This window comes from Sphingobacterium detergens, from assembly GCF_003610355.1.
Classification (GTDB): domain Bacteria; phylum Bacteroidota; class Bacteroidia; order Sphingobacteriales; family Sphingobacteriaceae; genus Sphingobacterium; species Sphingobacterium detergens.
Genome location: NZ_RAPY01000008.1, coordinates 313643 through 329800 on the forward strand (window position 1 = coordinate 313643; position 16158 = coordinate 329800).

General features: G+C 42.6%; 9 protein-coding genes. 1 reads left to right on the forward strand and 8 read right to left on the reverse strand.

The features are described from left to right. Positions 1-11: 11 nt before the first annotated feature. From DFQ12_RS27220 to DFQ12_RS27255, 8 genes are all read right to left on the reverse strand, one after another. Complete coding sequence (locus DFQ12_RS27220) at positions 12-2294, reverse strand: FAD-dependent oxidoreductase (protein ID WP_120262159.1); 2283 nt, start codon at positions 2292-2294, stop codon at positions 12-14. Positions 2295-2355: 61 nt separating this feature from the next. Then, the gene (locus DFQ12_RS27225) at positions 2356-3033 is read right to left on the reverse strand and encodes a GDSL-type esterase/lipase family protein (RefSeq protein WP_120262160.1); all 678 of its coding nucleotides are present in this window, start codon (positions 3031-3033) and stop codon (positions 2356-2358) included. Between the two features lie 150 nt (positions 3034-3183). Next, a complete protein-coding gene (locus tag DFQ12_RS27230) occupies positions 3184-4692 on the reverse strand; it encodes an SGNH/GDSL hydrolase family protein (RefSeq protein ID WP_120262161.1) in 1509 nt (502 codons plus the stop codon). Further along, on the reverse strand, positions 4692-6137 hold the full coding sequence (locus tag DFQ12_RS27235) for a glycoside hydrolase family protein (protein ID WP_147420495.1): 1446 nt from the start codon (positions 6135-6137) through the stop codon (positions 4692-4694). Before DFQ12_RS27235 ends, DFQ12_RS27230 begins: the two co-directional genes overlap by 1 nt. 22 nt (positions 6138-6159) lie before the next feature. Then, positions 6160-8811, reverse strand: coding sequence for a prenyltransferase/squalene oxidase repeat-containing protein (locus tag DFQ12_RS27240; protein WP_147420496.1), 2652 nt, complete (start codon positions 8809-8811; stop codon positions 6160-6162). Then, the gene (locus DFQ12_RS27245; RefSeq protein WP_120262164.1) at positions 8808-9692 is read right to left on the reverse strand and encodes a DUF5017 domain-containing protein; all 885 of its coding nucleotides are present in this window, start codon (positions 9690-9692) and stop codon (positions 8808-8810) included. The genes DFQ12_RS27240 and DFQ12_RS27245 overlap by 4 nt, the downstream gene beginning before the upstream one ends. Before the next feature lie 31 nt (positions 9693-9723). After that, positions 9724-11289 carry a RagB/SusD family nutrient uptake outer membrane protein gene (locus DFQ12_RS27250; protein ID WP_120262165.1) on the reverse strand — a complete coding sequence of 522 codons (1566 nt, stop codon included), beginning with the start codon at positions 11287-11289 and terminating at the stop codon, positions 9724-9726. Positions 11290-11306: 17 nt separating this feature from the next. Then, entirely contained in the window at positions 11307-14444 is a 3138-nt protein-coding gene (locus DFQ12_RS27255; RefSeq protein ID WP_120262166.1) for a SusC/RagA family TonB-linked outer membrane protein, read from the reverse strand. Positions 14445-14692: 248 nt separating this feature from the next. On the opposite strand from DFQ12_RS27255, the gene DFQ12_RS27260 reads away from it, so the two are divergent. After that, positions 14693-15703, forward strand: a complete 1011-nt coding sequence (locus tag DFQ12_RS27260) for a GntR family transcriptional regulator (RefSeq protein WP_208642635.1) — start codon at positions 14693-14695, stop codon at positions 15701-15703. Positions 15704-16158 lie beyond the last annotated feature (455 nt).

Consider the following 16158-nt stretch of genomic DNA (forward strand, 5'->3'; position numbering starts at 1 on the left):
CATATTATAAACTATGCGTAACACCTGATAGCGAAAACGGCTGCTGGTACATCTGGAGAAGGGTGTTCAAGAGATATAATCAGCTCATCTGTAACACAAGGTTCCGGAAGTTCTATCACATTTCTAGTCTGAAAATTTGCCCGCTGCGTGTAAATAATCTTTCCATTTCCATCTTCAATGCTATAATTCCTAACACAAAATGGCATCACGGTCTCAGGATGGGTCATTAATACCGATTCCATCGCGTGATCCCAATCGGTATCAAAATTAACTTCGATCCTTCTTATACGCTGCTTCTGCTTCCATTTAATCGAAATTATTGGCTGTTGATCGTCCGTTGCTGCAACCCAGGCATTCGGACGAATTGTTGGCCGATCAATCCCATTACGCACATTTTCGATCCCAAAGACGGACAGTCCCGATGATAGTTGAATGGCGAGATTATGTCCTTCGGGCCGACGTTGTGGGGTCCAAAATTCAAATGAATCTACTCCAGATTCCGACAGTGCTACTTGTTTACCATTATTTGAAACGGCTTTATTCACTCCATTAAAAACAGAAAGCAATCCAGATATTCGCTGCAGGGTATAGGCCAATCGCACATGTTTGTTTTGGAGAAACGTAAGGAAAACATATTGATCCTCATATATCTTCAATCCAAAATCCAATGTTACTGTCTGAATACCAGGTTTTACACTAATTTTAATTTTCCCTAGCTCCTGATCTGGCGTAAAACCACCTTTCCTTTCACTACTTCTCAACTCGACTTCCAATATTGTTGGCTGCATCGCTTCAATCTCCAAAAGAAAGATAGGCAATGCGCCTGCAACTACAGGAAGAAGTTGTGCTGCGGAAATGTCCAGATTTTTCCACAAAATATTTTCTTTGAAGAATCCTTTAAAGTCCAAATTGCTCGAAGAAGTGAGTTCTGCCTGTTGTACAAGATCGCTGTTATCAGACAAATGAAAACCAGGGATATACTGACCAGATCGTTGCAGTTCTTTTTGCAATTCCGTCATATAATAGGATTGACCAACTTCTCGTGGTGCAAGTTGGTGCTGAACACATAGTTTTGCCGCTATCGCCACAGCCTGCGCAACATAAGCACATGTCGCCATTACCCGAGTCGCACCAAATGCGACATGGGATACGCTGATCAGACGTCCCGCCAAAAAGAGGTTTTGGATATTACGACTATATAAACAACGATAAGGGATATGGAAAACACCTTTACTATGCCATTGGTTGCAGGGCTGACGGTCGCTAAAGACACCATCCGCAGGATGCAGATCGATGGACCAGCCTCCATAGGCTACGGCATCTGGATGTTGACGCTGCTCGACCACATCCTTTTGTGTCAGGATATAATCGCCTTCAAACCGACGACTTTCTCGCTTTCCGGGAACCATTCCAACCCACTCCAATGTCAGCGTGTCGGCTTCAGGAAATTGTCCTGAATTTTTGATATAATCCCACACACCATAGATGATTTTCCAAAGTTCCCATTTGATCTCTTCGGTATCATGTACAGTATCTAGACGCCCCCCATATTCCACCCACCACAACTTGCAGCCATGTTCTTTGGCATTGAAATTTTTGAACCGTGGTATTTCTTTGGTAACATCCATGGCAAAAGCTGGGGCAGTATAAGACACAGATTTTCCGACATCTTTGGTATAGAAATAAAGGGTATGGCCCAAAAGCTCACCATAGGAAGTATCTGGTGCCATAGCCTCATCAAATTCTTCTCGTGTTTCAGCCCCCATGCGAAAAGCAGCTCCGGAGAGAAAACCAATTATACCATCTCCGGAAGCGTCGCAAAATAAAGATGATTCAAGGGTATATTGTGTGGAGTTCTGGCTGCAAAAAGCAGTTAATGATTTGATCCGTTCACCAGCTTCTTTGTGGACTTCATAGACACTGGTATTAAGCAACAATCGGATGTTGGGTTCTTGTTTTACCTTGTCAAGTAAAATCATATCCAATATAACGGCATTACCCTCCGGATTGCGATACACATTTTCAACCAATATTTCGTCAATAACCCCACCTTCTCGACTCCAACGATTGTTGTTACCCATATGGGAAGTGGCACCCAGTATCCACAACCTAACCTCACTGGAGGCATTCCCTCCAAGTACAGACCGATCCTGTACCAACACGACACGCAAACCTTGCCTAGCTGCTGTAATCGCAGCGCACACGCCAGACATACCACCACCCACAACCGCTAAATCGGCGGTAACAACTTCATTCTTTAATGTTCTGGAGATTCCCCCCTTGCTATAAATCATATATACTTTCTTTTTTATCTAGTTTATCACCTTAGTCCCCCTTATACTGGGGCAAATTCGTCTATTTTATAAATTTGGAAATCACATCTTTCCAGATAGTGTATCCTTCAGCTGTCAGATGCAGACCATCTTCCCGATAGTATGCTGATACTAAATCACCATTGACATCCAGCATTTTGGAATATACATCCGCATAGGCAGTTCCAGACTGTTGTTCTAAAAACTGTTTAATGCGCGCATTAACCTCCTCGATCTGTATTTTATCTTTCAATCGGCGCGGTGAAGGTTTGATGGAGATATAAATTATTTCAGCTTGCGGTTTGGTTTTTCGTATTTCACTAAACAAGGCAGCGAACTGCGCTACAATACGATCTGTAGACCAATGCAGCCCAATGTCGTTGTCGCCTTCATAAATAAAAATTTGCTTTGCATTGTATGGTGTAATCAATCGGTCTCTATAGGTATACAGATCGATTGTCTTGGTTCCAGAGACCCCTCTATTCAGCACAGCCCGACCGACGAAATCGTCCTTTAGTGTTTTCCAATTTTCGATGGTCGAACTACCTACAAATAAGATGACATTGTCGGGTGGTGGATTTTGCTTATCCAGACGTTCATAGCGCTGTATCTTCTCCTCCCATTTCTGCTGCTGTGTCAATACAGTTTGGGCATTGGTAAACGATATGCCCAAACAGAGGGACAGACAGCTAAATAGCTTTATTAATTGAGTTGCTTTCATCTAATTATTTTTTTATTCATTAATCGATTTCCCCCTTTAAGACATTATTCATAAGTATTTATTTCCAATGCTATTCATGAGCTCGTTTACTCATTAAATTGGTATTCTAAGGTATTCGTGGGCTCAATCTTTCGGTTCACTCGGTTCACACTACCCTTGGTGATATATCTGTGGTCTCATGTCTCCTATTTCTTGTTTTCTAGTCGTCTTTAAAATTGGTTTCCCACGTAAGAGTATCCGTCCTAAATAAATTACAGAGGAGTCATATTTTGCAGGATGTTGAACAATATCCTCTTGTTGAGATGGCCCCAAAATCAGCCGCTTATCTGCTTTCAATGATGATATACGAAAACTGATTTCATGCTTCCCTTGTGGCAATTTGATCAAATCATATTGACCTCTATATCGATTATTACAGTAGGCATTAAAACGATTCAATGGGGTATTACCGTTATCCCTTGTTATTATTTCATAGGGCTGAAAACTATCTGATTGCAATTTATGTAGGTTTACTCGATGGCCATCTACCCAGACTTCAAGCTGTCCCACCTCAGGTCCACCGATATCAAATAGACCAAATATATCGCCTTCAAAAGCGAATGAACACTGCGCTCCCTCTTCCCCAGCTACCATCACCGTATCAAACCATCCATTGAACGCCTTTAGCTTGGATTCTTTTGTTGAAATCGCCCCCCATTTAACATCAAAATCAGCAATATCGTCGGGTCTGTACATCCCCGCGATATCCCATTCGGAAGAAACTAGCGGTTTGGGCAATGGATGAGACGCCGGTCTTGACAATCCTTTCATTTTGTCAATTCCACGAGCAATGGCCGCTGCATATAGATTGCCTCCGGCTTTAAGCGGATGGATACCATCAGTTGAAAATAAAATGCGTTCTCCAGCAGCTTGCGCATCTCCCTTCCATAACAACTTATCCTGAAATTCCAGATGGGAAATCTCCATTCCCAGATGTACTGTAGGAATACGGTAATGATCGGCTAATGCTTCCAGGGCTTCAATATGTAACGGTATTTTTCCGTTGCGATATAGTTTGGTTTGCCCTCCCAAAATGGCATAAATTAAACAGATATCGGTATGATGGTCATGCTGGATAATCTGTCTGATCATTCCCTCCATGCCCGCAGCATAAGCACCATTGACTGCAAAGTCTATGATAACCAGATCGGGATGCTGTGTCAATACCTGCTCCTGAATTCTAAAGGCTCCCAGATCTGTACCTGTACCAGATACGCCGGCATTGACCCACTTAAATTTGGTGGATGGATAACGTGCCTGCAAATAGGTGGAAATCTGCATTCTGTAACAATAATTTGCCTGTGTCAGACTTCCACCAATAAATGCGACGGTCACATCTTGACCATTGGTAATTTTAGTAAGAAAATTAGGGATACCACCGCGCACTATACACTCGTCATCTCGCTCAAAATCGCTTGGATGAATAAGTTCCTCTTTATCGAGATCCACAGAAAATAATAGCTGCGAGGCGGCACCCTGCGAAGCTGCAATCTTATCGAGCTCCCGGATATTCTGCGCACTCAAATCAGTCATTGTAAAAAAAAGCAATAGGATCGTTATGATTAATTGATAGCTACGCATACCATTTGAATACAAGTCCTCGTAAAATATTTTTAACATCAATCTACAACCGTGATATTCGAAGTAAAGGAATTCGCGACGATATCAGATTGCAACATATTCCTGCCCCCCACTTTTACATTTTTGAAGGTCACGTCTTTAATCATATGCTCCGCATCATAGCCCTCGAAAGTGGCCGCTGTGGCACTGCTGACACAATCAATAAATCGAATATTAGAAATGGTTCCGGGTCTATAGACTGGATTTGAATTCGAGTTCTGCTTAATATACATCAACACGAATCGTGTATTTCCAATGGTCTCATCACGGATCCCTTCGAAGGTGATATTCCTCACATCGGCCCAATCCGAATGTGGTATCGCCACAGAATGACCTCCCCAAGTCATTTTGGCTATATCAATATCCTTGAATGTGAGCTGTTCGACACTACTGGTTTCCAATGAAGAACCTATACGAATACCTACACCCACTTGGTTTTTCCAGATCATACAGTCGTGGGCGCTACAATTTAAAAGTGGTGTTTCACCATCTGCAGCCGCATTTGTTGCGTGCCAACCAAAACCATCATCCCCCGATCCAATAAAACAGTGGGAGAAATGCACATCTTGACATCCTGAACCTAAATCCAAACCATCATTGTTCTGCCCAAAGCTCAGTAGGTTAAGATGGGATACGTTGACATTCGACGAATTGACCATATCCACTTGCCAACCTAAAGCGGCATGCCGGATGCCAAATCCCCTAAGTTCCACATTTTGACTACGGTAGACCTTGACAAAGTTTCCAGCGACAGGAGCGGTACGATCATCAATATAACCTCGACCGATCAATTTGACATTAGACACGTTTTCTATCAATACCTTTCCTCTTAAAATCGCTCCCTCTTCTAAATAATAGGTTTTATTGGACTCAAGTTTAAAAACTCCGTTTACGCCATGATGTATCCCCTTGGCAAAAACAACGGCCCCAGGTTTATACGCACTGTAATCGGGAGATCCAAATAATAGCAAGGGTGCTCGACCAGGGATAGCTAACGCATAATTGTAATATTCCGGGAGGGTAAAGGTCAATTCGTTGCCATTCTTCACAACCGGTATATTCAATCTTTTAGGCGAAAGCGTAAAATTTGAGAATGCACTGCTACAAATAATCTTGACCTGCGTACCGGGCACATAATTAAACAATGCGGTATGTACATCCGTTTGTCCGCCATTTTGGGCCAGATCATAACAGGTTTCTTGCCATACGTCCAAGGTATCATTGTTGACGATAACCTGATAAGCCAGACTTTTCACCATAGGTGAATCCAATTGCCCGGCAGCAGACGCCATTCGTGCAAGTTTATGTTCTACTTGTTGTTGACTCTGCTGCTCATTTTGCTGTAAGCTCTTTTCGATCCCTGTACAACTTAAAAACGTAAACATTAGTCCAAAGAATCCTGGTAAAATCCAACAGTTTTTTAAATGTTTAATGTTGCTATTCATACTATTAGTTGATTTTAAATGGTTATTGATAGTTGATTTTTATTACTTTTAGTCCCGTTGCTGGCAGGGTGATTTTCCACCCTGGAGATGCTGACATTCCGATTTCATTCTCCCCATTGGCATTGAGAAGAAAAGCCTCCCGCTGCTCTGATCCAAATAGACGCCAGGATTGACCTTTATCCACCCTGAGTTGAATCTCCTGCTGATCCACACTATTGTTTAGCAAAACAATATAGAGCTCCTTAGTATCACTGTTCGTTGCCAGGATATAATCTATCTGCGCATTATCGAGGCTGATAAGTCCCTTTTTCATTTTCAAATCGACAGACCTGCCAAATATTCTCCCTTTATCAAAGCCATAACTGCGGTGTGGCCCAACTTTAGGTGTTATAAATCCACTCGGAAAGGAAATTTTACCATTGGAACGAACCGTTGCTTCGGAGAGCAGATAATCGGTAATCCATCCCAATTGCCACCAGGCATGATGTGGAAATGGCCCGGCCCCTTTATTCATTGCATCCCAGTAATAGGAAGCGACTCCGGTATTGGCATCCACAAAAGCATCCCGTCCCCAGGCTGCAGCTCTTGCCATATCTAGCAATAAACTATCTTTCGTCTGTGCATACAGTCTTACAAACAGCCCCGCATGACTCGATAACAGAATAGGGCCATGATGATTTGCAGAGCCCATAATACCTCCATGTTCAAATCCCAGCCCCGCTTGACTGATTTCCCAATCTTGACGAGCGGTCCCATTCACACGTTTGATCTCGCGAGAGGGGATCGGATGCGTATAGATCGAAGTTGTATAGTATCTGGTGACCTGATAAGCTGCTGCTTGATAGCGTGGATCCTTGGTCAATGTATACATATCGAGGAGGGCTTGTATAGACTGTGCTGTTGCAAAATCAGGTGCAAATCGCGTATCACCACAGACACCCAGGAACCATCCTTTTTTTGCGGCATGTTCGACAAACCAGTTTGCGGCCCTAATTGCTCCAGCTCGATATTTTTCGTCCTTTAGCAACTGATGCGCAACCAAGAGTCCATAAAATGTTGGTCGGAGATCGGATAGGTCCTCAAACATGGGACGACCTGACTTATTATCATATGCAACCTCCCAGTGTCCATCGGGATGCATTGTTGACAACAGCCAATCTGCGGCTTTACGCAAGGCTTGTTTAAGATCAGATCGATCTGGTTCAAAAAGCAATATATTGCCGATATCCATCAACATGTAATAGCTGGTGCCAATGGGTTCGCTATACGGCCCCCATTCTTCGGTAAACTGTTGACTGCGATATAGGTAATACTGCCCGGCAGCTGATCCATAAAAGAACCCGGGCTCTCGCTGTTGTTGCTGCAACTTGAAGTTTAGGGCTGCAGGGAGTCGTTGCTGTTTGAGTGTGGTATCTCCAGTCAGTCTAGCCAGCATCCACATCGCACCATAATCAGAGTTTTTCATGGCATCTTTTGCAGATCCATACACGCCACCCAGATAATCCTGAGCACCAATCACCGTATTCCTGTCATTTACGGTCCGCCACTTGGAAGTGCTATCTGCTAAGACATAATCATACATCGCGTAAAGGCGATCCGTTAAGGAACGATTCGTCTCTTTCAATTTTAAAAAATTACTAAACTTATAAACATCTTTTATCACATGCCCTAGGACATTGTACCACGAAGTTTGCTGAATTGTATATCGAAAAGAAAATGTGATCTCTTGTCCTTCGTTCAAGTAAGAGCCAGCCTCACCCAGTACTGGATGATAGAGTGTCGGTGAAAGCTCGTTATTTCTATTCATCAATGACAATCCAAGTTTCCAGTCCGCATGAGTCTTTGTATCATGCAACCAGGGATCCCTTGCAGTTCCGGGTTCAGCTACGGTCGCTAAGGTCACTCCAGATTGTGTCGTTAACAGCGCCGCTAATGTAGAGGCTGTACGTTCACGGACAATGACCGGACGATCAGGGATACCATGTCCGTAAGCGTAGGCATCCACAAAGTCAGGATTGAGCGCTGCTCCTTGGAATAATCCCGGAATCACCGCCCACTGAAACTGCTTGCGATCACCAATCGCTAGTGATGGCGACGACAGGGAATAATAACCGCTTTGTTTCGCTTTTAAAGTCATCTGTACACGGATATCATGCGTATGATCTGGATCAAGGTTCCATTCTTCTGACAGGGCAATTTTTTCGTTTTCGTATTGAAATCTCAACCCCGAGGGTGAAGCTGAAGCCACTATAGTCGGCTGATAGTGTAATACTTCACCAGCTGTATTTAGGCTTACAGGTGATAAACTTTGCGACCAGATTGGAATTACATAACGATATTGAGAGTCTGGAAAATGAATGAGCTTCCCATCGTGATCATAAACAGTCGCAGATTTATCTAGTGGCTTATGTTTAGCGTAAAGGATCGTTCGCTGCTGAGTCGCCATCGTTAGCTGTTTTTTTCCTCCCGCTCCATCTTTCAAGGCGAGGGATTGAAGCTGATAGCCATTTTTACCCTCACGCCAGATCAGTTGCAGCACACTATTTTCTAGGTGGACATCAGCCCCGCTTTGTGCGAAAACACTTGCGAAGCATAAAAATGGCAGTATCATCATCGTCTTCCATACCCCAGCGCAATGACTGTATCGTCTATTTAACCGTTGCATATCGATCATGGTGTAATGGTTATTGTCACTTCGGCGTGCCCTGCTTTGCGACCACTATACCAGTCGGAGGAGGTTTCAAATACAGCTTTATAGACACCTGGGGTCTTGTACACATAGCTGTATTCCCGCAGATTTGAACTAATATTTTTAAGTGCTATTCCTTTGTCCGCAATGGATTCCTTTACTTTAAAACCTTTGCTAATTACCCAATCATCATTATCGGTATCGGATGCAACACCGCCATACATCAATAGCTGTGTTGTCGAAATTGTCCATCCCTTACTGTCATTTAGAAAACTTACGGCATTCCAGCCTGCATTGGATATCGTAGCAACATTCGTCTGCACGCCTTCTGGCGATATTTTTACCGCATTAAAACTGCGAATGACCCATCTGTTCTGTTGCGGCTTTTGAAAGTCTCTATATCGGAACGCCAGATATATCGATCCTGTATCCACTGGACTGAGATAGGATTTTAAGCTTACAGTTCCAGAGGGCGTATTATCTTGCCCGGTGGAGAAAACGGCTTTGTCTGAAATATCTGTCCAGGCGGCTTTATCAACCTCTTCTTTCGTGTAAATTCCGCTGAAATTATTGGAAACCAACAATTTTAGATTGTCATAGATAACACCCCATTGTACGAGTGTTTTGAAATCTACCTGTAAATCGTTATCTGCATAAAGGCGATCTTTCAAGTCATAGTTGTGTCCGTTCTCTCCAGAATAGAATACAATATTGTCAGGGGTTCCCTCAAATCGGAATACAACGGTATCACCTACCTTGTAACTTGAGGCATTCGTCCTGACCTCCATATCGGCACTGGCGATATCCTCTTTCATACAACTGGCACACAATACGGCCAGCATGAGATACATCATCGATATTTTCATCTGTGTCTATTTATTTTGTGATCCACCAGATTTACCAACCTGGATTTTGGACAATCTGTTTATTAATGGTTATCTCTGTATTTGGTATGGGAAACAGCACATTTCTCTCCGTCGTGTTCAGGCCAGCATTACCACCATATCGATGTGCCGCAGGTGCATTGACTGAAATATCGCGTCCCAAGGCATTCATAGTGGGCATATAAATTCCCCAACGAATTAGATCATGTCTCCGGATACCCTCGAAACAAAATTCACGCAGGCGCTCGTCTTTTATATAGTCTAGAAAGGCTATTTTATCCATTCCGCTAGGCGCATCACTATCTCCATTAACCTGATTTAACGCCTTACCAAAAGCTCTCCTACGCACTTGATTGATTGCTTCATAGGCCGCTGTAGTCGGGGATTCGTTGACCTCATTTTCTGCCTCAGCTTTCATCAGTAATACATCGCTATACCTTATAATTGGAAAATTAGTTGAATTGGCACTTCTTACTTTGGTACCGGTCTCATACTCCCGTCTCCATTTTCCAGGGTTTCGATCATAAAGTTGAGCTGCACTATAATATTGTTTTTGCGTAACTCCCGCCGTGGTCACAAATCGGTAAGGGCTGATACTCCAATCGCGCCGCATCGTATCTTTCTGACCAAACAAATCGTATAATTTGGCTGTAATCCGCATTGCTCCGCCTGAATACCCAATACGTTCATCGGGACATTCGATACCGTTCTCAATACCAACCATACCAGCCTGATCGATGTTGCCGATCTTATTTCCAAACATGCCAACTTCCCAAAGGCATTCTTTCGGCTCATTGATATCTTGTGAATGATTGATAAATATTTGCTTATAATTGGGATTGAGCTGATGCTTTCCTGAAGCAATCACTTTATCCGTATATTCGATAACATTTTGATAGCGAGCGTGATCATTGAGCGGCTGTCCCGCCATTTTTAGAAACACACGGGCTAGTACGGCCTGAACAGCCGTTTTGCACACTCTTTCATTAGCCACTACTCCACTTTCGTAAACCAGGTTTTCCGCTTCCTGCATATCTTTTACAATTTGCGTATACAAAGCCGCCAGGGTCGCCTGAGCTGGGTAAGGGTCGTTGGGAGACTGGGTAGAAGATAGTTTTAAAGGAACTTTTCCAAAGAAATCGGTTAGGATATAATAGTAATATCCGCGCATAAAGAGTGCTTCGCCCTTGATGGCGTTTCTTTTGGTGATATCCATCTCTACACGATCAACATTTTCCAATAATAGATTTGCTCTATTTATCCCTTCGTATAAGGTTTCCCATAATCTAGTAATGTCCAAATCAGCAGCGTCCATGACCATCACTCGAATATTGTTGATTGATATATTCTTGAAATAGGCCTCATCACTAACGACAAGATAGCTAAAAAGCCCACGGCTATACATCCGCCCATAGGTGTCAATCAGCCTGTTATAGACTCCATTGAGACTATTCATCAATTCGCTTTCATTTCGAAAATATTTTTCAGTGGTCACAAAGTCAGGTTCTTTATCCAGCAATTTGGAACATGAACTGGTTAGACAGGCAATACATATAGAAAAAATAAAAATGCGTTTCATCTTGATCCAAGGTTAGTTTAAAAATTAAGGTCAATTCCGACTGTCATCGTACGAGGGCGCGGATAAGCGGACCAATCAAACGAAGGTGTCAATGCTCCAGGACGGGTGCTCACTTCGGGATCGAGCCCTGAATATTTTGTCCATGTAACTAGATTTTGTGCAGCGACATAAAGTCGTATGGATTTCATTCGTAATCTTCGGAGCTGATCAGCATTGAAAGTATATCCTAAAGACAGGGTCTTGAGTCGTAAATAGGATCCATCCTCAATTGTTCTGGAAGAATACACTGCTGGCCCCTGACCGCCGACACGATATAGCGCGTTGGTCTGGTTTTCCGGTGTCCAACGATCAGCAAAAGAAGCAAACATATTCAGAAAACCGCGAGCGACAGGATCTCCGCCTTCAAACTCAATGCGATTGGCATTTAAGATATCCCCGCCATAGCTCCATTGTAAAAAAACATTCAGATCGAAGTTTTTATAATTGAAGTTATTGTTAAATCCGCCGATATGTTTTGGATTTGGATTGCCTATTATTGTCAGGTCATAATTGTCAACCTGTCCATCGCCATTGATATCCTTAAAGCGAATATCACCTGGTTTAATGCTTGCTCTGGGGACTCCATTATTGGGTTGCCCCGCTTTCAGTAGATAATTTCCGTTGACGAGGTCAAAATCTGCGTACTGATAGACACCATCAAAAAGATACCCATAAAACAAGGCTATTGGCTGTCCTGGTATTGCGATATAAGGATATGCATTATTGAAATTTCCCCAAGTGACACGTGTTGCCAAACTCGGCTCTCCTTCATTGAGTTCAAGAACTTTGTTTTTATTAAATGCAATATTAAAACTTGAACTCCATGAGAAATTTGGAGTCTGTATGTTTTTGGTCTCCACTGTAAATTCGATACCGCTGTTAGATACCCGACCGATATTTTTGAAGCCTGTCAGGAATCCCATACTGGGAGCCAACGTTGCATTCAATAATAGGTCACGTGTCTCCTTGTGATAATAATCTGTTGTAAGGGACACTCTATTCTTGAGTATGGAGAGGTCGAGACCAACATTGGTTTGAACGGTGGTCTCCCATTTTAAGTTTGGATTTCCAAGATTCGTCGGTACCATTCCCTGACCAGCACTGTTACCTACACTGTAGCCTGAAGCGGGATTCATCTGTAAGGCCGTTAGTGATGCATACTCTGATACACGATTATTTCCGGTAGAACCTATGCCTACGCGCAATTTTGCATCACTGATAATCTTGATCGGTTTCAAAAAGTTTTCCTCTTTCAATCGCCACGCAAAAGATCCCGAAGGGAAATAAGCCCATCTGTTGGATTTCGGAAATTTAGAGGAGCCGTCACTTCTGAAAGACAGTGTCAGCAAATACTTTGATCGATAATTATAATCAACCCGCCCCAAATAAGATATCAGTCCATTGGATGCGTCAGTCACTGGCGCCATCGTAATCTGTCCTTCGTCCAGGCCTTTAATACCTAATGATTCATTGGGTACCAAAATGGACGTAAATCCGTTGGTATAATTTCGGACATCTTGCACAGTGAACCCGACGACCGCCTTTAGCCGATGCCCCCCATTAAATTTCTTGTCATAAGACAGGGTATTCTCATTTAATAGATTAGTGACTTCGTTATTCCAAATAGAACCATTTACTTTATTGTTTGAAAAGGGATGTCCTGCTCTGGATTTTGAGTTAAAGAATACTTCCCGTCGTTGGTTTATACGCGTATAGCCACCAGTAGCCCTAAACGTCAACTCCGATCCCAATTTATATTCCAGATAACCATTAGCAACAAGATTTGTACTGAACAGGGGATTATACTCATTCTGCACAGCGAGATAAGGATTGATCCGTAAATCGGTACCTAAGCTTGGGTCCATATCCGGATCAAACAGATCGTCTATCAAAGAAGCATCCGTCAGCGCATTTCCAGTGATCGGCCGAAACCCCCAGAGCCCATACATCAGGCTCGCAGTCGGGCTAGGTTGAGATTCTGACACCACGGTACCATATCGTTTAAAGGCCGTATAGTTTAGATTCAAGCCTACTTTCAATTTGTTATTTATAGTCTGATCCAACACTACTCTTCCTTGATATTTATTAAATCCACTGTTTAGGATTATCCCATCCTGATCCAAAAATGATCCAGAGATTGCATATCGTGTACGATCGGTCCCCCCACGTATCGCTATAGAATGGTTGTGGGTAACAGCTTTTCTAAAAACTTTGTCCTGCCAATTGATTCCCTCCATATTGTGATAATCTTCAAGGGTTTTACCATCCTTTAGGTATATATTTGTATACAGGGTGGGATTCTGTTCCAATTGATATTTCACGAATTCGTATGGATTTAGCAGTTCTTGCGTTTTTAGGATCTGATTGAGTCCTACCCAACCGTTGTAGTTAATGACCGGGGTTCCAACTTTACCTTTTTTTGTTGTAATAAGAATCACCCCGTTGGCTCCTCTAGCGCCGTAAATCGCTGTCGCAGAAGCATCCTTCAACACCTCCAATGACTCAATCTCTTCGGGATTAATGGTATTCCCAACAGATGTTTCAACCGGAAATCCATCAACGACATAGAGTGGAGAGTTATCTTGTGTCACCGAGTTATTACCCCGAATAACGATATTGAGTTCCGCTCCCGGCTGTCCATCATTTGAACTTACCTTAACACCAGCCACTCGACCGGCTAAGGCTTCCTCGAAATTGGCAACAGGGGCTTTACGCATATCTGTCAAATTAGCTTGACCTACAGCTCCAGTCAAATCGCGTTTGGTTGTTGTCCCATAGCCGATGACAACAACATCATCGAGTATCTGTTCGCTTCGTGAAAGCTGGATATTCTGGGAACGATCCAATTTGGCCGCATGTTTTACAGTAACATAGCCAACCATTGAAAAAAGTAACAATTCACCTTGAGAGATGGGCGATATCGAAAAATTACCCAATGAGTCTGTGGAAGTTGTTACAGTTTTATACTGATTAGATACTGTAACTCCGACCAAAGGAAGCCCTTCGACATCCATCACTCTTCCTTTGACAGAAGTGGGCTGTTGTCCAAAGGAGGACAACGTTAGAAAAAAAATCCCCAATAAAAGCAGAGCCGCCTTTAGATGAAATAGAGTCATAATAGTATTTATAATTAGTTATTCGTTGCAATCTAGTCTGGTCTAGACTGGTTTGCTTTTATAAAAGTATAAATTATATTTGCCCCTGCAAAAAAAAATTAAAAAAAGATGTAGTTTCTTCTTGAGAATATCTTCAAGGGGGGAGAAAATCATCAAACTTATTCCGTTATCTGAATAATATCAAGACTTGCATATAAAAACAAGTTTATCTAAGTTTGACTCTATAATCGTAAATGACTATTCATCACATGTCCACTACAAACGAAACAGGCAAGGGGTCTCGCATGAAGTATCTTCAACTAGTAGATCACATTCATGCATTGATCGAAAAGAACGACCTACATATTGGAGACCGTATTCCCTCTTTAAATCAATTGCAGGACCAACTCGGCATGAGCAAAGAGACGGTTTTGAAAGGTCTTAATTATCTACTCGAAAAAGGGATAATTGAGTCTGTCTATCGCAAAGGATATTATGTAAAGAAAAAACAGGTGGAGCATTCTTATCGTATCCTGTTACTTCTGGATAAAATGAATACCATGCGTGAACAGATTTATCAATCTTTGTTAGTTGAGACCAAGGGGACCGCAGCGATCGACGTCTATTTTCATCATCACAACTTTAATGTCTTTCGCAATATTATCACCGAAAACATCAACAACTATACGCATTTTGTTATTGTTACATTCCTGAAAGATGATCCATCTTCGATCATCAACCTCATACCTCCGAACAAAAGGATTATTATCGATTACAATCAATTGGGACTCTCCGGAAATTATACGGCCATCTATCAGGATTATGAATACGATATTTACAACAGCCTTTCCTTATTGCAGAATAATATTCAAAAGTACCAAAGAATCATATTGATCGCACATCCTGAAGCTTTACATGCCGAACATGTCATCAATGGTTTCGTCCGATACTGCGAAGAGTCAAGCATCAATTATGACATTATTCCAGACGTAGATGAGACAAAGTTTAAGAAGCATACAGCCTTTATCACCTTTAGTCGCTACGATTCGGATGACGTATCCATAATTAAATTGGCAAAAAAACATGGATTTACATTGGGCGAGGATATAGGCCTTATTTCATATAATGATACTGACGTCAAAGAGATCCTTGAGGGGGGAATTACGGTAATATCTACTGATTTTCGGGCGATGGGAAAAGCGGCAGCTAAGGCTGTACTTCAAAAGAAAACTTTAAACGAACGCAATCCTACTCAAGTTATCATTCGGAAATCTCTTTAACATTGTGTGGCTGAGCCTCCTCCGGATCGAACCTCGCAGCTCCTTAAGAGGTCATAGGTTCTCATCCCGCCTAGATACAAAAAAAGCCCTAACTTTCGTTAGAGCTTTTTAATCGGGGTGGCAGGATTGGCTCAGCCACACAATGCCCAAACACGACCCTGAGCCTCCTCCGGATCGAACCTCGCAGCTCCTTAAGAGGTCGTAGGTTCTCGTCCTGCCTAGATACAAAAAAAGCCCTAACTTTCGTTAGAGCTTTTTAGTCGGGGTGGCAGGATTGGCTCAGCCACACAATGCCCAAACACGACCCTGAGCCTCCTCCGGATCGAACCTCGCAGCTCCTTAAGAGGTCGTAGGTTCTAGTCCCGCCTAGAAACAAAAAAAGCCCTAACTTTCGTTAGAGCTTTTTAGTCGGGGTGGCAGGATTCGAACCTACGACCTCCACATCCCAAATGTGG

Bases quoted from the DNA above. Each gene is read 5' to 3' on its own strand.
- DFQ12_RS27260 (WP_208642635.1), top strand. From the start codon at position 14,693: ATGTCCACTACAAACGAAACAGGCAAGGGGTCTCGCATGAAGTATCTT.
- DFQ12_RS27225 (WP_120262160.1), bottom strand. From the start codon at position 3,033: ATGAAAGCAACTCAATTAATAAAGCTATTTAGCTGTCTGTCCCTCTGT.
- DFQ12_RS27230 (WP_120262161.1), bottom strand. From the start codon at position 4,692: ATGTTAAAAATATTTTACGAGGACTTGTATTCAAATGGTATGCGTAGC.
- DFQ12_RS27235 (WP_147420495.1), bottom strand. From the start codon at position 6,137: ATGAATAGCAACATTAAACATTTAAAAAACTGTTGGATTTTACCAGGA.
- DFQ12_RS27220 (WP_120262159.1), bottom strand. From the start codon at position 2,294: ATGATTTATAGCAAGGGGGGAATCTCCAGAACATTAAAGAATGAAGTT.
- DFQ12_RS27255 (WP_120262166.1), bottom strand. From the start codon at position 14,444: ATGACTCTATTTCATCTAAAGGCGGCTCTGCTTTTATTGGGGATTTTT.
- DFQ12_RS27250 (WP_120262165.1), bottom strand. From the start codon at position 11,289: ATGAAACGCATTTTTATTTTTTCTATATGTATTGCCTGTCTAACCAGT.
- DFQ12_RS27240 (WP_147420496.1), bottom strand. From the start codon at position 8,811: ATGATCGATATGCAACGGTTAAATAGACGATACAGTCATTGCGCTGGG.
- DFQ12_RS27245 (WP_120262164.1), bottom strand. From the start codon at position 9,692: ATGAAAATATCGATGATGTATCTCATGCTGGCCGTATTGTGTGCCAGT.